Origin of the sequence: Neobacillus vireti, assembly GCF_036962345.1 — a bacterium.
Taxonomy (GTDB): Bacteria; Bacillota; Bacilli; order Bacillales; family Cytobacillaceae; genus Neobacillus; species Neobacillus vireti_A.
In genome coordinates, this window is record NZ_JBALNB010000006.1 from 167,546 (window position 1) to 188,315 (window position 20,770).

General features: G+C 38.7%; 19 protein-coding genes, 1 pseudogene and 2 riboswitches. Of the genes and pseudogenes, 5 read left to right on the forward strand and 15 right to left on the reverse strand.

Annotated features, from left to right (window positions below; all coding sequences use genetic code 11):
* Nucleotides 1-6: 6 nt before the first annotated feature.
* The 11 genes and pseudogenes from V7108_RS07115 to V7108_RS07165 form a co-directional block, all read right to left on the reverse strand.
* The gene (locus V7108_RS07115) at nucleotides 7-723 is read right to left on the reverse strand and encodes a phosphoadenylyl-sulfate reductase (protein WP_335511002.1); all 717 of its coding nucleotides are present in this window, start codon (nucleotides 721-723) and stop codon (nucleotides 7-9) included.
* 68 nt (nucleotides 724-791) lie between these two features.
* Nucleotides 792-882, reverse strand: a riboswitch (SAM riboswitch).
* A 142-nt stretch (nucleotides 883-1,024) separates the two neighbouring features.
* Entirely contained in the window at nucleotides 1,025-2,071 is a 1,047-nt protein-coding gene (locus tag V7108_RS07120; RefSeq protein WP_335511004.1) for an anthranilate phosphoribosyltransferase, read from the reverse strand.
* A complete protein-coding gene (gene cobA, locus V7108_RS07125; protein ID WP_335567722.1) occupies nucleotides 2,055-2,828 on the reverse strand; it encodes a uroporphyrinogen-III C-methyltransferase in 774 nt (257 codons plus the stop codon). The genes V7108_RS07120 and cobA overlap by 17 nt, the downstream gene beginning before the upstream one ends.
* 14 nt (nucleotides 2,829-2,842) lie before the next feature.
* On the reverse strand, nucleotides 2,843-3,691 hold the full coding sequence (locus V7108_RS07130) for a formate/nitrite transporter family protein (RefSeq protein WP_335567723.1): 849 nt from the start codon (nucleotides 3,689-3,691) through the stop codon (nucleotides 2,843-2,845).
* A 246-nt stretch (nucleotides 3,692-3,937) separates the two neighbouring features.
* Complete coding sequence (gene nirD / locus V7108_RS07135) at nucleotides 3,938-4,261, reverse strand: nitrite reductase small subunit NirD (protein ID WP_335567724.1); 324 nt, start codon at nucleotides 4,259-4,261, stop codon at nucleotides 3,938-3,940.
* Nucleotides 4,262-4,280: 19 nt separating this feature from the next.
* A pseudogene (gene nirB / locus V7108_RS07140) lies at nucleotides 4,281-6,674 on the reverse strand (nitrite reductase large subunit NirB).
* A 216-nt stretch (nucleotides 6,675-6,890) separates the two neighbouring features.
* On the reverse strand, nucleotides 6,891-7,091 hold the full coding sequence (locus tag V7108_RS07145) for a CLC_0170 family protein (RefSeq protein WP_335567725.1): 201 nt from the start codon (nucleotides 7,089-7,091) through the stop codon (nucleotides 6,891-6,893).
* Between the two features lie 22 nt (nucleotides 7,092-7,113).
* A complete protein-coding gene (locus V7108_RS07150; RefSeq protein ID WP_335567726.1) occupies nucleotides 7,114-8,331 on the reverse strand; it encodes a Ger(x)C family spore germination protein in 1,218 nt (405 codons plus the stop codon).
* Complete coding sequence (locus tag V7108_RS07155) at nucleotides 8,312-9,424, reverse strand: GerAB/ArcD/ProY family transporter (RefSeq protein ID WP_335567727.1); 1,113 nt, start codon at nucleotides 9,422-9,424, stop codon at nucleotides 8,312-8,314. The genes V7108_RS07150 and V7108_RS07155 overlap by 20 nt, the downstream gene beginning before the upstream one ends.
* Complete coding sequence (locus tag V7108_RS07160) at nucleotides 9,372-11,039, reverse strand: spore germination protein (RefSeq protein WP_420489168.1); 1,668 nt, start codon at nucleotides 11,037-11,039, stop codon at nucleotides 9,372-9,374. Before V7108_RS07160 ends, V7108_RS07155 begins: the two co-directional genes overlap by 53 nt.
* A gap of 178 nt (nucleotides 11,040-11,217) precedes the next feature.
* A complete protein-coding gene (locus V7108_RS07165; protein WP_335567728.1) occupies nucleotides 11,218-12,588 on the reverse strand; it encodes an MATE family efflux transporter in 1,371 nt (456 codons plus the stop codon).
* A 199-nt stretch (nucleotides 12,589-12,787) separates the two neighbouring features.
* On the opposite strand from V7108_RS07165, the gene V7108_RS07170 reads away from it, so the two are divergent.
* The gene (locus tag V7108_RS07170) at nucleotides 12,788-14,002 is read left to right on the forward strand and encodes an MFS transporter (RefSeq protein WP_335567729.1); all 1,215 of its coding nucleotides are present in this window, start codon (nucleotides 12,788-12,790) and stop codon (nucleotides 14,000-14,002) included.
* A gap of 70 nt (nucleotides 14,003-14,072) precedes the next feature.
* Nucleotides 14,073-14,270 carry a hypothetical protein gene (locus V7108_RS07175; protein WP_335511016.1) on the forward strand — a complete coding sequence of 66 codons (198 nt, stop codon included), beginning with the start codon at nucleotides 14,073-14,075 and terminating at the stop codon, nucleotides 14,268-14,270.
* Nucleotides 14,271-14,323: 53 nt separating this feature from the next.
* Here the strand turns inward: V7108_RS07175 and V7108_RS07180 are convergent, their stop codons facing one another.
* The gene (locus tag V7108_RS07180) at nucleotides 14,324-15,130 is read right to left on the reverse strand and encodes a histidinol-phosphatase (RefSeq protein ID WP_335567730.1); all 807 of its coding nucleotides are present in this window, start codon (nucleotides 15,128-15,130) and stop codon (nucleotides 14,324-14,326) included.
* A gap of 170 nt (nucleotides 15,131-15,300) precedes the next feature.
* Between V7108_RS07180 and V7108_RS07185 the strand changes: the two genes are divergently transcribed.
* Nucleotides 15,301-15,726: a hypothetical protein gene (locus V7108_RS07185; RefSeq protein WP_335567731.1), complete on the forward strand. Its 426-nt coding sequence runs from the start codon at nucleotides 15,301-15,303 to the stop codon at nucleotides 15,724-15,726.
* 76 nt (nucleotides 15,727-15,802) lie between these two features.
* Here the strand turns inward: V7108_RS07185 and V7108_RS07190 are convergent, their stop codons facing one another.
* Nucleotides 15,803-17,629 (reverse strand): APC family permease, encoded by a 1,827-nt coding sequence (locus tag V7108_RS07190; protein WP_335567732.1) that lies wholly within the window; start codon nucleotides 17,627-17,629, stop codon nucleotides 15,803-15,805.
* 130 nt (nucleotides 17,630-17,759) lie between these two features.
* Nucleotides 17,760-17,901, reverse strand: a riboswitch (cyclic di-AMP (ydaO/yuaA leader).
* 80 nt (nucleotides 17,902-17,981) lie between these two features.
* On the opposite strand from V7108_RS07190, the gene V7108_RS07195 reads away from it, so the two are divergent.
* Both V7108_RS07195 and V7108_RS07200 read left to right on the forward strand, forming a co-directional pair.
* Nucleotides 17,982-18,104: a bacitracin ABC transporter ATP-binding protein gene (locus V7108_RS07195; RefSeq protein ID WP_335567733.1), complete on the forward strand. Its 123-nt coding sequence runs from the start codon at nucleotides 17,982-17,984 to the stop codon at nucleotides 18,102-18,104.
* A gap of 136 nt (nucleotides 18,105-18,240) precedes the next feature.
* A complete protein-coding gene (locus tag V7108_RS07200) occupies nucleotides 18,241-19,560 on the forward strand; it encodes a YheC/YheD family protein (protein ID WP_335567734.1) in 1,320 nt (439 codons plus the stop codon).
* 24 nt (nucleotides 19,561-19,584) lie between these two features.
* On the opposite strand, the gene V7108_RS07205 is transcribed toward V7108_RS07200, so the two are convergent.
* Together V7108_RS07205 and V7108_RS07210 are read right to left on the reverse strand one after the other, a co-directional pair.
* A complete protein-coding gene (locus V7108_RS07205) occupies nucleotides 19,585-19,827 on the reverse strand; it encodes a glutaredoxin family protein (protein WP_335519791.1) in 243 nt (80 codons plus the stop codon).
* Between the two features lie 18 nt (nucleotides 19,828-19,845).
* Nucleotides 19,846-20,346, reverse strand: coding sequence for a metallophosphoesterase family protein (locus V7108_RS07210; RefSeq protein WP_335567735.1), 501 nt, complete (start codon nucleotides 20,344-20,346; stop codon nucleotides 19,846-19,848).
* Nucleotides 20,347-20,770 lie beyond the last annotated feature (424 nt).

Here is a 20,770-nt window from a genome sequence, read left to right on the forward strand (position 1 = left end):
CCCCTTTTAGGATGTGTGTAATCCACACTCCGTCTTACCACTTCCCGCCCAGCGCCCTGCACGAGAATCACCATCTGCCGCAACAGGCTGAGTACATGGAAAACAGCCAATACTTGGATAATTTTGATCATGCAAGGAATTGTAAGGGAGTTCCTTTTCCTTTATATAGGCCCAAACATCGTCCCACGACCAGTGAATAAGCGGACATATTTTAATATTTTGGAACTTATCATCTTTATTCAAGAATTCTGTGTTAGCTCTAGTCGGTGACTGTTCACGGCGGAGCCCTGAGATCCACGCTTGTTTAGCTGTCAGCGTTTCTCTTAGTGGAATTACTTTTCGGATATTACAGCATTGGTTAGGCTCTCTTTTCCACAGTGCAGATCCATATTGCTCACGCTGTTCATCTAAGGTTAGCTTTGGCAGTTTCCGCTCAATTTTCAATGAAGGGAAACGCCTTTCGATTTTATTAATTACCTCATATGTTTCCGGAAAGTGTAAGCCTGTATCTAGAAAAACAATATGTGCTTCCGGCTTAACCTGCTGAATGAGGTCGATTAATACAATTGCTTCTGCACCAAAACTGGAGGCATAAACAATTTGGTCTTCTGGATAAGAACTGTAAGCCCACTCCAATACGGCTTTTGCTCCCTTTGTTTTATCCTCAATTGAGAAATGATCGGATATCGGACTCCAATTTTCATACGTAACGGGTGTATTCATTATTAAAAACCTCCTTTATTCATCTAAAAGCCCTCCCAAAATGGAAAGGCATCTCATGATTAAGTAACGCCTTATCTCTCAAAATGAAGATCATTTTGCTGGAATTAAACAGTTTGCCAGGCTTCATAGGTCCAGTCCCTCAGCCTCTCTTGATAAGATATGGTAATTGTTGTTATTAATCCTACCATACCAATAGGATTTGTGTAAATAATAAAAATAAAAATTTTGAAAAATAAATTTCCTTCCATTTTATCCCACAAAAAAAACGCCCTAGACGTATATTCCGTCCAGAACGTTATAGTTAGGAAATAATCATTTCCCGCTGACTTCCTTTCCATTTTTCTAATTGAGTTAATCCCCGTTGTCCCGTTATTTGTTGTTTGGCGATATCTATACCTTCTTCAATATTGTTGACGGCACCAAACAGGTAATACCTTATACCGGTATTAAATAAAACTTGATTGTAATAGGGCTGCAATGATTTAGATGGATCCCCGCTAAGTATCGCCAGCGTTATGTCCGACTGTTCTTGTGCTGATAGTTTAATATCTTTATCTAATTCTTGTACCAACAGACCATAATCCTCTGGTTTAACAATGGAGGATTCAATCGTATTGTCTGTTATTTTGTAAATAAAACTATTGCGGTGAACAGGCAAATCCTCCGAACCTTCCATTCCTTGAACCACATAAACATTTTTAAAGGAAAGCCCTTTAAATATAGGTGCAATTTTGTTAATCGCTGTCCGATGAAAAGCACCCATCATCAGTGACTCTGCCTTCGCAAGGTTCAATAACTTCTCTACTGTATTAAATAGGGTTCTTACTCCTATCTCCTTCCGAATCCCGCGGAGCTTCCCTAGACTATGGCAATATTCCTCGGTGTCTGCAAAAGCAATTCCTGCTTCACCCAAGGTCTTTGCTAGTCCTTGCGGCGGTTGCGAAACATTCAGACCTAACTGTAAAAGAATCTCCTTAATTGTTGTTCCATATTTCGGCGGCAGTGAATCACTTCCATGTAAAAATACAGGCAGCCCGTATTCGGCCATCAAAATTGCTGCGGGAATACTTCCCATAAAAGAGTTCCTGCCATTATACGGACTAGCTAAATCAATTATCTGCCGATTAGCACCTTCTATATTTTCACTCTCATTCTGATAGGCATGCACAAATGCGAGTAATTCCTCCGAAGATTCCGTTTTCAGACGGAGTGCAATCAGATAGGCTGCAATTTGGGCATCTGTTGCTTTTCCATTAATAATAGATTTAGCCACTTCAATTGTTTGTTGATAGTCTAAGTCTTTGGACCCTCTTTTTCCTCTTGCTACTTCTTTAAGCCATTGTTGCATAGCTTTCCGCCTTCCCTCCTGGTTCAAGTAACCTTATTTTATCACGGAAGGTGACGACTTCTCCAACAATGATCATTGCTGGATTATTAATTCCTTCTTTTTCAACCACACTGACAATTGAACTTAATGTTCCTGTAACCGTTCGCTGATGGCTGGTTGTCCCTTGCTGAATGATGGCGACAGGGGTATTTTCCTTTTTTCCATGCTTAATTAATTCTGCACGAATATAGGGGAGATTCGTAATTCCCATGTAAATCACCAGTGTGTCAACTGCTGTCACCAAACTCTTCCAATTAATATCGGTAGGTTTCCCCTTCACCTTGTGCCCGGTTACAATGGCAAAAGAGCTGCCTATTTCCCGATGTGTAACCGGGATTCCAGCATACGCAGGGGCTGCCACCCCTGCGGTTACCCCTGGAACCACTTCAACTGGAAGCCCATTTTCCATCAAAGCTTCCACCTCCTCCGCTCCACGTCCAAATACGAACGGATCACCGCCTTTTAAACGCACCACGTTTTTACCTTGTTTGGTGTATTTCACTAACAGATGGTTAATCGTTTCCTGTTGCAAAGTATGAAAATTCGGTTGTTTTCCACAATAGATCAGATGACAATCCCGTTTGGCTTCCTTTAGTAATTCTTTATTAACTAGCCGGTCATAAAGGATTACATCTGCCTTTTGGATACATTTCAATGCCTTAACTGTTATTAATTCCGGGTCACCAGGACCTGCTCCAACGATACACGCCTTCACCATAACAATCACTCCTCTTAACGTTGTGTACTGGGTACTGCTGCAGCTTTTGTTTTCGGCAGCTCTAAATGCAATTTAGATTCATTTTTCCCATGTGTGTAATAGAGGGCAAATCCGGTAAAAACAACCCCGCTAACTAAGTTACCAAGTAACACAGGAATTTGATTCCACAGCCACCAATCACCCAGTCTAATATCTGCACCAAGCATCATGCCAGCCGGGATAACAAACATATTGACGACAGCGTGTTCAAACCCTTGAGCAAAGAAGATTAATATCGGCAGCCACATGGCAGCAATTTTTCCAATTACAGACTTTGTCGTCATTGCCATTACGGCACCAAGTGTTACCATCCAATTACAAAGCATTGCTTTTACAAATACAACGAGTAAACCTTCTGAACCAAGACTTTTATACCCGAGTGTTTTCGCTTCCGCTACATCTAGGATTTTTGCTGCTACAGCATGATTGGTGATATGTCCAAGCTGAGTAACAGCAATGATATATAGAATGGCATAAATAACAGCTCCTGCCACATGACCAATGATGACCCAAATCCAATTCTTCATCATTTGCGCAGCTGTGGCTTTTTTCGCGATTACCGCAACAGGAATTAGTGCGAAACTACCAGTAACTAACTCCAAGCCAAGGAGAATGATTATGACAAATGCAGCTGGAAATAGTAATGCCCCGACAATTCCGAGTCCTGTTTGGACCTCTGCCGTAAAAGCTAATGTTGTTCCAAACCCGAGCAACGCTCCACCTAGCGCTCCCCTGATGAGCAAATCTTTCACAGGTAATTTCGCCTTCCCTTCACCTGCTTGAATCATGCTATCCACTACTTGATTTGGACTCATAATCGCCATCTGCGTCACTCCCCATTATTTGATCGGTTTATAGTTCCCCATGCATAGCAAGTTCTCTGAGTTCAGTCACTATAAACCTCGTATAGTTACCCAACCATCTCTAGTTCTTCGATTACGGTCACTATAAACCTCTTATTGTTACCCAACCACCGCTAGTTCTTTGTTTACGGTCACTATAAACCTCTTATAGTTACCCAAACCAACCATGTTCTACAAATAAGGTCGCTATGAAACTATCCTCCCAATCTATTCTCTGATTCGGATAAATACTTCATCACCTTTAACCTCAATGGGATACGTCTGAACGCACCCAGCATCCGGTGCCTGCACATTGCCATCCTTGACGCTGATCTTCCAATCGTGCATGGGGCAAAATACATATTCTCCGCTCAGTATTCCCTCTGCCAGCACCCCGCCTTTATGAGGACAGCGGTTCTCAATGGCCGTAATGTCACCATTCTCCATTTTAAATACAGCAATTTCCTTCCTGCCGATGACCACGGTTTTTCCTAACTTTTGCGGCAGGTCTGTAACTTCTCCAATAAACACGCTGCGTAATGTTTTTTCCAAAGACTCCAACTCCTCATCGTCATATTTTTACAGTTTGATATAAGTCTCTTAAGAGATTTTTATTATTGATGGCTTCCTTCCATGGATCTTGCACTACAGACAACGCCTCATCGATTCGATTATTAAATTCCTTTACCATCCGTTCATCCGATAACACTTGTCTGATATGATCTATGCCTAAGCGGTCGACCCATGCCGAAGTTCTCTCTAGATAGTTGGCATTTTCACGGTAATATTGAAGAAATGCACCAATCATCTCAACAAGCTCATCATCTGTTTTGAACTTGAACAACAAAACCGCTTCGCGCAGATGTGTCCCGCCATTTCCGCCGACATACATTTCCCAAGCACCTTCGACCCCGACAATTCCTACATCTTTAATTCCGCTTTCTGCACAGTTACGTGGACAAGCAGACACAGCCATTTTCACTTTATGAGGAGTGTTTATGCCTTCGAACTTTCTTTCTAGTTTGATTCCCATTCCAATTGAATCCTGTGTTCCGAATCGGCAGTAATTTTCACCTACACAAGTTTTAACTGTACGAAGTCCTTTTGAGTAGGCTGATCCCGATGGCATATCAAGTTCTGCCCAAATTTTTGGAAGATCTTCTTTATAGACACCAAGTAAATCAATTCGTTGACCGCCAGTCACCTTTATCATGCCAACCTTATATTTATCGGCAACATCAGCAATTTTTCGTAAATCATCGGTGGTTGTAACGCCGCCATACATTCTTGGAACAACGGAGTAGGTGCCATCTTTTTGGATATTCGCATGCATTCTTTCATTAACATACCTGGCTTCACGCTCGTCTTGATATTTTAACGGATCCATCATTCCTAGGTAATAATTTAATGCTGGTTTACATTTTGAACAGCCGTCCGTTTTCCACTCCAACACGTTCATTACCTCGCGTATATGAGTGAGTCTTTTTTCACGAATTTCTGCCAGCACTTCATCTCTTGTTAATGTCGTACAGCCGCAGACTGCTTCCTTTTGGTCTGACTGATATTGATCCCCAAGTGTATGGGCAAGTAAATCTGCAACAAGTGATTTACAGCCTCCGCATGAACGGGAAGCATTCGTACAACCCTTTACCTGGTCTACTGTCGTTAATCCATTTGCTTTAATTGCCTCTACAATACTTCCCTTCGTGACACCATTACAACCGCAAATCAGTTCTTCATTTGACATGCTGGCAGCTAAATTCCCCTCAGTATTTACACTATGGGATGACTCTAAATATTCCTCAATTCGTGCCCCTTTTTTAATAAATTCAAATAACTTATTCCCATCCTTTGTATCGCCGAACAGGACAGCACCTGCAATCTTACCGTCTTAAATTAATACCTTTTTATAAGAACCGTTCCAATCGTCGTAAAGTTTATATACTTTTGTATGCTCAACCTCATTTATTTTTCCTGCTGAGAAAACATCGACACCGGATACCTTTAATTGGCTGGATAAAATAGAACCTTGATAGCCTTCATTCTGTATCCCATACAGTCTTTTCGCTAAAAATTTTCCTTGCTGATATAGTGGGGCTACTAAACCGTAGGCAATACCCCGGTGCTCTGCACATTCCCCCACCGCAAATACATTCGGGATATCTGTCTCCAAATAATCATTCACAAGGATGCCGCGGTTAACCGAAATTCCAGCTTCTTTCGCTAACGAGATATTCGGTTTGATCCCAACCGCCATCACGACTAAATCTGCTTTAATTCTACTGCCATCCGAAAACTTTACTCCTGTGACATGTTTTCTCCCTGTTATTTCTGTGGTGTTTTTTTGTAAAAGAAAATTCATGCCCTGTTTCTCTAGTTCTGTTTGCAGCAATTTTCCGGCTGTTCGATCTAACTGACGTTCCATTAAAAAATCGTTAATATGAATGACATCGACCTCCATTCCGAGGTTAAGAAGTCCTCTTGCCGCTTCCAATCCAAGTAAACCTCCGCCAATGACAGCGGCCTTCTTATACCTTTTTGAATATTCAATCATCTCTTCGCAGTCTTTTATATTCCGAAACGCCTTAACCCCTTCTTTTTCAGCCCCTGGTAATGGAAGCATAAATGGATGAGAGCCTGTGGCAATGATTAATTGGTCATAAGATTGTATTCTCCCTTTATCAGTACTTACAGTTTGCGTTTTTGTGTGAATGGCCGTTACAGTCTCTCCGGGATAAAAACGAATCATGTTATTTTCATACCATTCCCAATCATTTAAAGTGATGTCACTCACTGAAGTCCCGCCCTGCAGAACCTTTGATAACTGAATTCGGTTATAATTCGGATAAGGCTCAGTACCAAAAATCATAATTTCAAATGCATTTTGATTGATTTTTAACACTTCTTCAATCACTCTAACCCCTGCCATTCCATTTCCTATGAGAACTAGCTTTTGTTTTATCATGACAACACCTTCCTTATTCGTTTTGAATTATCTGAATTATTTATAACACCACAACAACTTTATTTACATGAATTTGGAAGGTTATCTAACACACTATTTCACTACTTTACTTCACTAAAGTATCGTAAATATCTTTATTTCATCATGGTGATAACGGATACATTCCTACAAAAATTCATAAAAAAATGGACCCCAGAATTGAAGTCCAAAACCAAATCACCACAAGAAATGTGCGTATATAAAATCAGCAGCCATTATTCCAAAGCCAATTGTAATATTGACCCATCCTAAATATTTTGACACCTTCTGTTCTTTTTTGAGAGAAGCATGTTTGTATGCTTTTACATCGGTAAGAAGGATTAATCCCCCGGACACCCAGCAAATTAAGATCACATAATTTAAATAACCGATATACATACTTGGGACTCCTTTCAACCAATTACTTAGATTTCATTCCAACTCGGTGAATATGGGAATCAACCTTTACATCAAAGGTAACATTCTGGTAAATATCACTCCATTTACCTTTTGTTTTTACGTCTTTGTTCCAATATTGCGGTAATTTCGCTCGAAAATGTTCACCAAAACCAAAGATATCAGCCTTCTTTTTTTGAGTCTTTGCTATTAATTTTTCAATAGACTTTTTGATATTTTTAGAAGTTTGTTTTTCAATTTTTTTTATTATGTCTGAATCTGATAGCTGTATGTTTGCACTTTCCTTTTCATCAATCTCCGCTTCATACTGAATCTTGATGGAGACATGAGGTTTACCATTCTTAAGCCTAACTTTTGTTCTCGTTTTTCTGCTTACAGCTCTAACTAAAACGGTTTCATCCTTGCCAGGTACTTCTACAAAGGCACCATACCCGCCTCTGCCAATTCCTATTACAGCCATATACACACCTATTTCCAGTGGATTTGTCTTTCCGACCATTTTATCACCATTAAAATAGGCAAGACCGTTAAGTTGTATGGTAGACTTACCTTTTAGTTCTAAGTACGGGAGGTAAGGAGCCTGCCCTTTACTAGAATAGATGGTCCAAAAAAGTCCGATAAAACTGGGCGGAAATTTCCCTATTGAGGATAAATTATCAACCATGTTCGCTAGGTAAAGTGAGGGAATACGTTCCAGTTCTGGGGTTAGGTTCATATATTTTGAAGCTGATTCCTTTGACACTACTAGTGAGGCTGTTCTGCGAATTTCGGGATTACGTCTTAGAAAATCATTAAAACGACTTGTTCCTGATTTTGCTACTTCCTCACTTAAAACCATAATCCGTAAATGTCCAAGAAACAATACCTCTGCAATTTCCTGCTGTAAACTTAACATGGCATCCTGAAAGGTATGGCCAACAACCTCTACTACCAATACTGGCTTAACAGAACCTCCAGGCTGCTGCGGCCCCAGTGGTATTCTTCCAGGGACTGCAATTTGTGCCGTAACCTTAATCATTTCTTCATCAGGAATCGGAAACTTTTTGCTCAAATGAGAGATTTCTTCTTCCTTTTTTCTCTCTTTCTCATTTGCTATATCCACTCCAATTGCCAAAACATTGGCTCTTTGTTCAATTTCTTTACTGTCCCAGCAGCCTGTAAGTAAAGGTATAAGAAAGAAAAAAAGCATTACGGCGATTATATTACGATGATTTTGCCACATTTTTTTTCCTCCTCCAGCTCTTGAGGAAATCTATTAGTAAAAGGAATGCCGGATATATAATCGTAATCAGCAACCCAGCTCTCCCGATAAATTGAATAATTTCATACATATGTAAAATGTTTTGCGGCGCCATTGCCAAAAAAAACACAAATGGCAAAATAAAATAAGAGAGTACCTTATGATCCTTTAGTCTGAAAAGCTCTTTAATCGAATGGATGGTAAAGTAATAACTTGAGAATAAAGTAGTAAAAACAGCCAACACCCAGACCGCCAAAAAAATGATATCCAACCTTTGCAGGATATTTCCCGGTACTGCTGTCGTCCGAGCCAGTTCTAACGTGGGCCAAAAGATTTGTTTGATTTCTTCTGGTCCAAAAATAGCTACAGTAGCAATCACAATCAAAAGGTATAAGCCTCCTGAAACAAGGATGCCCCAAAAACTAGCCTTCATCGCTTTTTTGGGCGATTTCATGGAGGGAATGATCATCGTAATAATGAACGACCCCTGAAATAGCGCTGACACTGTTAGCATACCTCCGGCCATATGCCAAATATCATTTCCAACAAATATCGGACGTAAATATAAGAGATTGGCATTTTTCAATGAAAATGCCACAACAATTAAAACAGGGGCCAATATCATCGGTACATAAAGATTATGGATATATGCAAAAACATTGATATTGTTCCGACAGCTAATGGATGCCAATAAAAGCATGACAATAACGGTTACCTCCAAAGGAGTTTCTCTTAATACTGCCGTTACGACAACCGCCCCGAATTCACGTGCAGTCAGACTAGTTAATATTAAAAAGAAGAAGATGACAAATATACTAAAAATCCTGCCCAGCCATTTCCCAATTATATCTTGACTATAGGTGATAATCGTTTTTTGCGGGTGGCGAATCCCAAGATAGGTTACAATCATTAATCCAATTGCTGCCAAAACAATACCAGTTAAAGTGACAAACGGTGCACTTGTTTCCCCTGCTCTGACAGCAAATAAAGGTAACGGGAGAACGCCTACACCAATAATGGTACTAATTAAGATTGTTGTGGCTTGAAGTGCTGTAATCTCCTTCGGATCCCCCATTGCTTGTACCCTCCCGCTGATCATTTCCAAGTTTGTTATGCTCTAAAATCTTATTATCTTTTTCTGAAAGTCTAGATCGGTTAGTGGGATGAAGAAAGTTGGGCCTTTTTGGCATCCACCATAACGGACTGCGTATTACAACATCTTTCATCCCCTGATAGTCCTCTGGAGAAACAGGTGCCATATAGGGGACTCCAAACGATTTTAATGAAAGCATGTGATTAAAAATAAAGATAACCCCTACCATTACCCCGTATAGTCCGAAAATACCGGCCAAAATCATGATTGGAAATCTTAGCATCCTTAGGGCAAATGCCGCTGTATAGGTTGGCGTTGCAAACGAACCAATTGTTGTTAAGGCGATAACCACTACCGTAATCGGGCTTGATAATCCCGCTTCAACAGCTGCCTGTCCAATTACCAGCACCCCAACGATGGATAAGGCTCCACCTACTTGTTTAGGGAGCCGCACGGTGGCTTCTCGTAATATTTCCATCGCGACTTCAATAATCAAAACCTCGATCACAGCGGGATAAGGAACACCTGCCCGACCACCAGCAAGGGCTACTGCAAATTCTGTCGGCAGTAGTTCTGGATTAAATGAAATCAAGGATACATAAAGTGACGGAAAAATAAGTGAAAACACTAAGGCCAATATCCGGGCCAGTCGAACAAAACTTCCCATTAGGAACCTTGACGAATAATCTTCTGTTGTTTGGTAGAATTGATTGAAAACGACTGGAACCAATAAAGAAAAGGGAGACCCATCGACAAGAATCGCGACACGCCCCTCTATTAAATTCGCCACCGTCTTATCTGGTCTTTCAGTGGTTTGGGTCTGTGGAAATGGTGAAAAAGGATTATCTTCAATAAATTGTTCGAGATACCCCACATCAAGAATGGCATCAATATTAATCTCTGATAGCCTTTTTTCCACCTCTTTGATTACCGTCTCATTGGCTATTCCTTTTAGATAACAAATGGCCACCGTTGATTTTGTCAGCCGGCCGATTGTCATTGTTTTTACTTGGAAGTCCGGAGTCGGAAGTCTGTATCTCAATAAGGCAACATTGGTAGCGATACTTTCAATAAAACCTTCCCGTGGTCCTAGTATGACTTGTTCTGTTTGCGGTTGGTCAATCGCTCTTTTTTCAACTTTTCGTGTTCCAATATGAATGGCTTCCTTTAATCCATCAATAAAAATCACGGTTTCACCGCGAAGCAAAAGCTCAATTAATTCGTCAATACACTCCCCAACCTTTGCCTCACTATGATAAAGCGTTTCTGTTAGAATCATATCGATTAAATGAATAAGTGGTTTTTCTTTCCCCATTAAATGTTCAGGTTCATACATGAGGGACTTTAGTATATCCTTATTAAGTGAATCCTTATCAACTAAACTTGAAAAATACACACAAGCCGCTGAGAACTTACCAAAAATTTTAAAATTTTTTATCCTTAAATCTTCATTATTACCAAGAATTTCTTTTATTTGCTTCTCTGTCTCCGATAATGAACTAGAAGTTGGTGTGTTTCCCTTTTCTGAAACCAATTTACTCGGAGTTATCAATTGTGGTTTTTTCACATTTCGTTTCTTTGTTCGAAATAAGGACACACTTCCACCTCCTAATTTTTAATTTTTACCAGTTCCTCAATTTTATTCCTTCAAACAATTGCGAATAAAAATAAAAAAACAGAGGCCATGTAATCCTCTGTTTAACTATTTATTTTGGAACAAAATTGCTCCCTAATAAAAAATCTTACTCTAATCGCTAGAGTAAGACTTTTTCAGATTATACTGCTTCTAATTTTTGTGTATCGATGAATTTCCTTTTTTGAATGTAAATAAGTCTCCATGATAAAGCGATCCCTGCCGCAAACAGCCCAGCTGTTAATCCAAGCCAATAACCTGTCGCTCCGAGGTTCGTAAATTGAGCCAGACTATATCCAAGCGGAAGGCAAATGAGCCAGTAAGCAATTAGGGTCATGATAAAGGCAATGTTGACATCTTTGTAGCCTCTTAATGCCGCCTGTGCTGTGACTTGAATCGCGTCACTAATTTGGAAGAACAGTGCATAGATTAGGAAGTGTGCCGTTAAATTGATGACCTCCACTTCATTTGAATAAAATCCTGCGACTTGATAACGGAACAATACCACTAACACGCCAGTAATCAGGGCCGTCAGAATAGCTAGATAGATTCCCAGCCAGCTATAGATTTTTGCATCCTTGTACCGGCGGGCTCCGACTTCATATCCTACTAAAACGGTCTGCGCCATTGAAATACTAATCGGAATCATGTATAGGAAAGATACAATGTTCAATGCAGATTGATAGGCGGCAATGGTGGTTACATTAAATTTACTTAAAAGAATCGTTACGACCGCAAACATACTCACTTCAAAAAACGTTGATAGACCCATCGGTACGCCGATTTTCAATATTTCCTTACACTCTTCCCATGAGAATTGTTTCAAATTCTTGAAAATAGAAAAACCCGAAAAAGGTTCTTGTGTTTTTACAAAGAATACCGTCATTCCAGTAATCAACCATTCGGTGATCGAGGTGGCGTATCCTGCACCTGCCCCGCCGAGCTCAGGGAATCCCCAATGTCCAAAGATTAACACGTAGTTTAAGAATAAATTGATGGGTAAAGAGACGAGCAAGATATACATCACTACCCTTGTATTACCTAATGCATAGATAAATGATCTAAGCACGTTAAAAATAAATAGCGGAAGAATTCCATAGCTAAGACCAACCAGGTAGTCAAAAGCTGTTTCCTGTACGTCATTCGGAAGATTCATTTTATCTAAAAGTGGATTTAAAAAGAAAATTGCAAGTACAATCACCACTATCGTAATCATAAAGGAAAGATAAAGTCCATGGCGTACAACTGCAGCTACTTCCCTGCTCCTCTTCTCCCCAAATCGCTGTGCGGCAATTGGAGAAACTGCAAGCAGAATCCCACTGATCCCCATAAATATTGGGTTCCAGATAGATGAACCTATGGCTACAGCAGCAAGGTCGGATGAGCTGTATCTACCGGACATAATCGTGTTAAAAAACACCATCGAAAACATCCCAAGTTGTGTGATTAAAATAGGAATTAACATCACAAATATTTGTTTTGTCTTATCCTTTAACGTAAAAGTCTGATTCATTTAAATAACTCCTAATAAAAAACTGACGTTTAAAGCCAAAATAATATTATACATGATTTCCGCTAGATTTACATGAAAATTTTTTTCATCAGTACGGGCTGTAAACGTGGATATTTTTTAAAAAGTATTCTATTGAAATTTCGGATACCGTAGTATAATGATATGGTTATTTATTATCAAAGAAAACTGGTGAAATTTAGTGCGAACTTATAATGAAAAAATTAGTATTTATCACGGAATGGTTTCCATCATCGCTATCAACCTTGCAGGAAACTTTTATCCAATCTTTGCTATCTCCATTCTCGGAGCAACCAATTATCAAGTTGGATTGATTAGTTCACTTCCTCCACTCATTGCACTCATAATGACGATTCCAGCCGCCATTTTGTTAAATCGATTAGAAACACAGAAAAAAACAGTAGCGATGTCTGTTTTAGCCGCTCGTTTGTTATTTTTGCTGCTTATAGGTGTGGTCTATTTGCCAACGTCTTATCAAGCATGGGCATTTTTATTCATCATCGCGTTAATGAATGTACCCGCAACACTTTCAAACATCGGCTGGCAGACACTGATAAGCGGAATGATCAAAGACGATCGGCGCGGAGCTTTTTTTAGTGATCGAAACCGGTTGTTGACGATTGCTGGAATGATTTCAACTCTTGTTATCGGGATTATCATGAAAAACCAAACAACTAACGCAACAGCCTATCAGTGGTTATTTTTCATAGTCCTCCTTTTTGGATTAGGAGAAGTGTATTTCTTAATGAAACATAAAGAGAAGACCCAATCGAGCGCTAGTACGAAAAAAACATCGATGAATTGGTCCATTTTTAAAGATCATGGTTACAAATGGTATCTACTTGCTGCCCTTTGCTTTAATTTCACCTGGCAGATGTCTTGGGGAATATTTAATATTTATCATGTTAGAATTGCAGAAGCGACCATCCTTTGGATTAGTATCTTTTCAGTAGCATCTCAATTGGTACAAATTTTTACTTTCCCTTTGTGGAAAAAATGGGCCGAGGCAAAATCTAATACGCTTATGCTTGTTTGGGCGGCGCTAGGCATGGCGCTTGTTCCTTTTCTAACAGTCCTTTCTACCAATCTATTCTATTTAACAGGTGTCCAGGCATTATCCGGATTTTTCATTTCTGGTGTTGTGCTTTTATTGTTTAACCTTTTGTTGGAGCAATCACCAGCCGAAACGAGAACGTATTGTATCACATCCTATAATGTACTACTCTCGTTTGTCGCTTTCATTGCCCCGCAAATCGGAATCCTATTGTTAGAAGGGCTTGGCATTCAAAAATCAATGGAATTAAATTCAATTATGCGATTTGGCAGTGCATTTGTATTCCTACTCATGTATTCTCAAACTAAGAAATATAAAAAAGCGTTCTTAGTGGAAAACTAGTAATTTTTTATATTAAATTGGCATTTTTTGTATATCAAAGTTGATATACTTGTCATATGGAGGTGTTCCTATGACAAAAGAAAACCAGGAAACAAAATCACTCCCGAGTACCAACAACAACAAAAACACAGTCCGAGTAAACAATAACTTCAACCTAACCATCAACCTTGGAGATTCATTGAATGTACTCGCACTAATTGGCGGTATCTACTTCATTAGATTAATAGCCAAAAAACGTAAAGAAAAAAGAAAACACGTAAAAATGTAATGGCAATTTTGCCATTACATTTTTACGGTGCCTGTCACCATTTATGCACTTATTCATAGTTTAACTGCATATCTCATTTTCGCTTTAAAGTACACCCATTCTTTGAAGCCTATTTCTTTGAGTTGGGCTTGAACGTTTTCGAATTCATCTCCCACTCGATGTGGGTCATGTGCGTCTGATCCGAAGGTGACTTTTACTCCATGGAATAGCGCTCTTTCCAGGATGTCATCTGCTGGATACCAGCCTCCTACATATTTTGTTTTTCCGGAGGTGTTGATTTCGATGGCTATATCGCATTCTGCAATAACCTTTAATGTCTGCTCAACTGCAGCGGTTTCGATAGTTGAAAATTCGGGATAAAAACCTTTCATTGCATCAATATGTCCAAGTATTTGATACATCCCGCTTCGGGCTGATTGTTCAATTAAAGAATAATACATTTCCTTCGTGCGTATCTTTTCCTCAGCACTTAGCCCTTCCCAGCGATTCTTATTAAAAATACTAACTCCATCCACTTGATGAACAGAACCTATAATGTAATCGAATGGATAACGGTCAAAATATACTCGATAGTTTTCTACATGCTCAGGGAAGAAATCTGCCTCAATTCCTAAAAGAACATCTATTTTCCCACTATACTCTTGTTTCAACTTTAGGACTTCCTCAACGTATTCAGGAAATTGACTTGAAGGCATTGCAATACGGGGAAAGGGATGGTCTTCACTACTTGAAAAATAAGGAGTATGGTCCGATATTCCAATGAAACTCAACCCTTTTTCTATCGCTGCTTCAATATAATCCCGAATTCCTCCCCTTGCATGCCCACACCGATCATGATGGGTATGTAAATCAAATTTCATCTTTAATACCTCATTTCTTTATCACTCTAACCCATATTTCCCCAATATAAAGGACTTTAATTCAAACTAGTAAATATTTTAAAACTAGAATATTTAATTTCCCGCCAGTCCAATCAAGAAGACAAGCTATTTCATATTAATAATTATTACGAATTAATGAGAGGTGTTTTATGGAAAGTTGTGATTGCAGCGCTGTCGTTTCCGCTGCTGCTGTACCAGTAGAAACCTTAATTGATCGTTTCCCATCCAGCGGCATTCTTACTGTATCTGCGCGTATTTGTAAAGGTGATTGTTCAGCCAAAAACTGCTCCATTTCCATTCTCTATGGAGACAATACGGATTCCAGCAATAGCTTTGTTTTTCGATCTGTTGTACCCGGTAAACCAACCTATGAACCTGTTTCAGGCGGTGGAATCGGAATGATTGTGTCAGCTCAAGGTGAAGCCTCTGGCGTCAACTTTAATGATATTGCAACACTATCAAACATCCATTTCCTACATGGTACCATTATCGGTAATGTGATCTGCTCCATTTCATTATCCGCAAACGGGCGGACCTTTGAAGTACCTGGATGTATTTTTAGTATTCATGAGTAGCCTGCACCTACCCATTACAAAAGACCATATTATCTAAAAAGCTCATATTGCACGAGAAGGCAAAATGAGCTTTTTGTTATTTTTTCAAATGATAGGGAACCGTAGTGATAATTACATCCCTTTTATAGAGCAGGTACGCTTTTATTAATAAGCTTGATTGATTGTGAAGAATATTATGCCAGCCTTTTTTGGGAATAAATTGCGGAATAAAGACCGTAACCCTATAGTTTGCTTCACTGGCTTTATGCTGTACCGTATCAACGAATTTAGTCAGCGGCTGGATGATACTCCTGTAATGTGAATGCAAAGTTACAAGTCTAATATCCGGCTGCCATAGATTCCATTTTTCTTCAAATTTCTTTTCATCATCTCGTTCAAACGAAACATAGACGGCTATTATTTGCTCCGCACCTAGAGATTTGGCGTAATTTAATGTATTTTCTACTACATGCGTCATTCCAGCTACTGGAACAATTATGACGTTTCCTTCTATTGGAACTACTGGTTCATTAGGATCTATTCTAAGCTGCTCACCCACTGCCTCATAATGCTTTCTAATTCTGTAAAATACGAAGATAATAATGGGTAAAAATATCAAAACCGGCCATACTTGAGCGAACTTCGTTAAAAAGAACATGATGGTTACGACAAAGCAGATAACAGCTCCCATCGTATTTATAAATAACTTTGACATCCAGCCCTTTGGCTTTTGGCGAAGCCATTTTAACATCATCCCTGTCTGTGACAAGGTAAAGGGAATGAATACACCCACTGCATAAAGTGGGATTAAGTGCTCTGTTTGCCCTTTAAAAAATATGATTAAAAGTATAGATGCTAATCCTAGCGTGATAATGCCATTGGAATACCCAAGGCGGTCTCCTCTAATTTTGAACATTCTCGGGATAAACTTATCGTTTGCAAGATTTACTGCAAGTAACGGAAAAGCTGTATATCCGGTGTTGGCAGCGAGGATAAGAATTAAAGCTGTGGTTCCTTGAATAAAGAAATACATAAAGTTTCGCCCAAAAGTTTGCTCAGCAATTTGCGAAACGACCGTTACCTTTTCATTTGGCGTTATCCCATAATAATAAGCTAAAAAGACAATTCCAGTAAATAATAATGCTAATAAACCGCCCATAGCTAATAACGTTTTTGCCGCATTATTTGGGGCTGGATTTTTAAAGTTCGGAATGGCATTTGATATTGCTTCAACTCCAGTTAGTGCTGAGCTTCCTGAGGCAAATGCTCTTAATAAAAGAAAAAGTGATACCCCTGCGATAGGAGTTCCTACCGGGGTATGCAAGTTATTAGGAACCTGCCCCGACACTATGTTGAAAATCCCTACACCAATCAGGATGAATAAAGCTAGGACGAATAAATAAACTGGATATGCTAATATAGAAGCAGACTCCGTAACACCTCTTAAGTTTAGGATGGTAATTAACAGGACAAAAATTATGGCAATACCCACATTATGGTCGTGAAGAGCTGGAAAAGCTGATGTAATAGCATCTGTTCCAGCCGAAACACTTACGGCAACTGTTAAGATATAGTCAACGAGTAAGGATCCGCCAGAAATCAGCCCATAATTCATACCCAAATTTTCCTTCGATACTACATAAGCTCCACCCCCATGAGGGTATGCAAAAATAATTTGGCGATAGGATAAAATTAAAGCAATTAATAAAAGTAAAACCCCAATTGCAATTGGAATGGAGTACCAAATTGCTGCTACTCCAAGAGTTACTAATACAATCAATATTTGTTCAGGACCATATGCCACGGAAGATAATGCGTCAGAAGATAGAATTGCCAACGCTTTTGTTTTATTTAGTTTTTGTTCCCCTAATTCAGTTGACTTTAAAGGTCTTCCAATTAATAATCTTTTTACTGAAGAAACCACTGTTTCCACTCCCGTGTAAATATAAAATGTTATTCATACCTATTATCTTGCGAAAAAAACACAAAAAAATGCCTACAAGTCAAAGTTAAATAGACCTGTAGACATAATATTTTTGTCTCACAAGCTCCACCTTCCTTCTCATTAACGCTTACGAGGTTAGCTGTCGGATTCGGGCCATTGAGTAGCCCTACCTTTTTAAAGGATTCACCCCTTGGATATACTATCCATATGAATGGTTCCCCCGCACCAATTGGTCTCAGCGATTTAGAAATATGAAACTGTGATTATCATACTCCTGTGTTTAGTAAAAGTAAATTAAAATATTTTAAGAAATTTTAGATTGGAGAAATATATGTCTAAAAAGAAAAAGCCCCTATTATCAGATGAATATTTAGATGAACTAGCTAAGGAGTTCAATCAACTATACGGTGTCCCTGAAGAGCAAAAAAAAGAAACCAATGAAGAAAAAGAGTAATGAATTACCCTAAACATATTCCAAAATAACAATGGTACACTTGTCCAAATTGTAAGAATCTCCCCCAATTTAAAAACAACATTGATTATTTGTACATACAATAACTTATCCAGTATGAATGATTGGGGGAATAAAAATGGAAAATGTTATTCTGCTATCGAATAACACCAGCAACAAAGGGAGTTTGACATTACATCCAAAATTAGCGGAATCAATGGGAATTACTCGTACTACTAGGAGATTGGTGAGATTTGGTGCAAAAACCTATCAAACTACTGTAAACATTTCTGATCAGCTGCCTTTGAATGGGGCAAGCCTATCTCAAGACATTTTGGACATGCTGAATATACCTCAGCAATGCCATCTTGAAATCAAGCAGAATGGCAATGAATTACAAATTGGACCTTTTATTGGATTGCTAGTAGGGCATTATCAGAGTTCACTCAAGAAATACCTCAATGACCTGCTAGATTATGTCTTTCATTATCGAGAAGTTAAAGGTGCCATTCTTGTCTTTTCTCTTGAACATGTAGATAAATCAAATCATACCGTTAAAGGGTATCTATATAATCCTCAGTCAAAACAATGGGAAGAAGGAACCTTCCCCTATCCATCATCTATTTTTGTAATGACATCTTCTGTTAGCACGGCTTGGATTCAGCATTTCCAAAAGATTTTAGGAGATGTTGTGTTTAATAATTTCTTACTTAATAGATGGAGTATCCAAAAGAAATTAGCAAGTTCAATTGGGGTAAAATGCTATCTTCCTGATACAAATCTTTATGGCTCACCTCAAGACCTTTATTACTTTTTGAAAAAGTTTCCAAATTTAATCGTCAAACCGCTGAATTGTGCCAATCGTTCCGCAATAAATATTATATTAAAGGACTCCACTACCCTCGTTATTACCAATCTAAGAAAAATGGAAACCAAGATTTTCAAGTTTTATAACCGGGATCAAGCCTTTTCCATCTTTAGTAAATATTTTAAAGAGGGGGAATACTTAATTCAAGAATCCATCGATGTACCTGGTTATCGAACCATATCGGTGCGGATTATTACGGTAAAAGTTCATTTAGGACAATGGAAGGCTATGGGATTGTTTACGAGAGGTGAGCAATCCGAAGTTCATGCCGGTAAGTTACAGCCTGTAGTTAAATTTGAAAAAGAAATGGTAAGAGATTTCTTGCAGCATAGTGACTTACATGCTTCCTTAACCTATCAGGAATTAATTCATATCTCTATAGACACGCTTAAAGAAATAGAAAGTATGGGTGTACATTTTGCCAATGCAGCCGTAGATATAACTATAGGGGAATTGGGTGATATTTGGATTTCCGATATTGACCACTGTCATCCTTCACACGAGATTGCATTAGTAGCTGGTTACCCAGAGCTATACTATGAAATTCTAAAAACCAACATGCTTTATGCTAAAAAACTAGCTGGGTTTTAAAAGGTACAAAAGAGCTAAACCAAATTAGCTCTTTTTTGCTGTTTCCATGATTTCTTTTAGCTCATTGGTAAATCCTTTTACTGCTTTATTTCCTAACACTGTTACCGGAACGCCTAGAAAGCCGTACTTCTCGACTTCTGTTTGATAGTCGGGATTTGTTGAAATATCCCGCACCTCAAAAGGTATACCTTCCTCAGTTAGGACTTTTTTTACCATTGTGCACTCAATACAGTCGTTTGTGGTGTAGACGATAACTCCATTTCCCATTGGTTCCTCACCTTCTAGCTATTGCTGACCTTCATTAAAAATAATATGTTCTGCCATTATTTTATCACTTAAACTGATTACCCCAAAGGAAAACAGCTTTTGTCTTCTTTTGTCAGTCGGAGAACCTGGGTTAAAAATTAATATATCCCTTTCATACCTAATGACAGGTATATGAGAATGCCCAAAAATAATACAATCTACTTCTTCACCTTTAAATGTTTCAATTGCACGTTGTTCTGTGGTTTTACCCTTTCCGTGACCATGGGTAATACCTATTTTATACCCGAGGATTTCCACGATTTTTTTATAAGGAAACATTGCCTTGATTTCTTGATCATCCACATTTCCATAGACGCCTTCTACTCTTCCATAAGATTGAAGTTCTCTATAAACATCAAGCGTTTGCCAATCACCTGCATGCAAAATCAAATCAGTATTCTTCAATTCCTCTATTAATCTAGGTGGCAAACCTTTTTTTCTTTTAGGTAAATGCGTGTCTGAAATTACGACAATTTTCATCCTTTTCCCTCACAATTTTTGAAAATATTAAGATTATGTTAGGCAATATACTAAAACGCCCTTATTTCTCATTGCTTTTACGACAGCAATACTTTACAAAAGAACTCAAGAAATGTCTGTTCTTGCGCTTTCCCAAGGAATACAAATAAATTTCCCAATTTCCCCAAAAAAAGGAAAACTCTTACAAATGAGAAAATATTGTCATCACGTTATATTGAGGCATATTCATGGACCACAAAATATTTAGCTTAATAAATCAATACACTGGCAGTTTTTTCGTATTTGGATAGGACAGCTTTATACCATTGATATTACTGGCAGCGCTTTGATAGGAAGTATAGTTGCTTTATGGATAAACTTTTCATCAAATTTTTGGGAAACCTTTATTACCCGAATTATCCTTACTTACAATTGTTACCTTTCT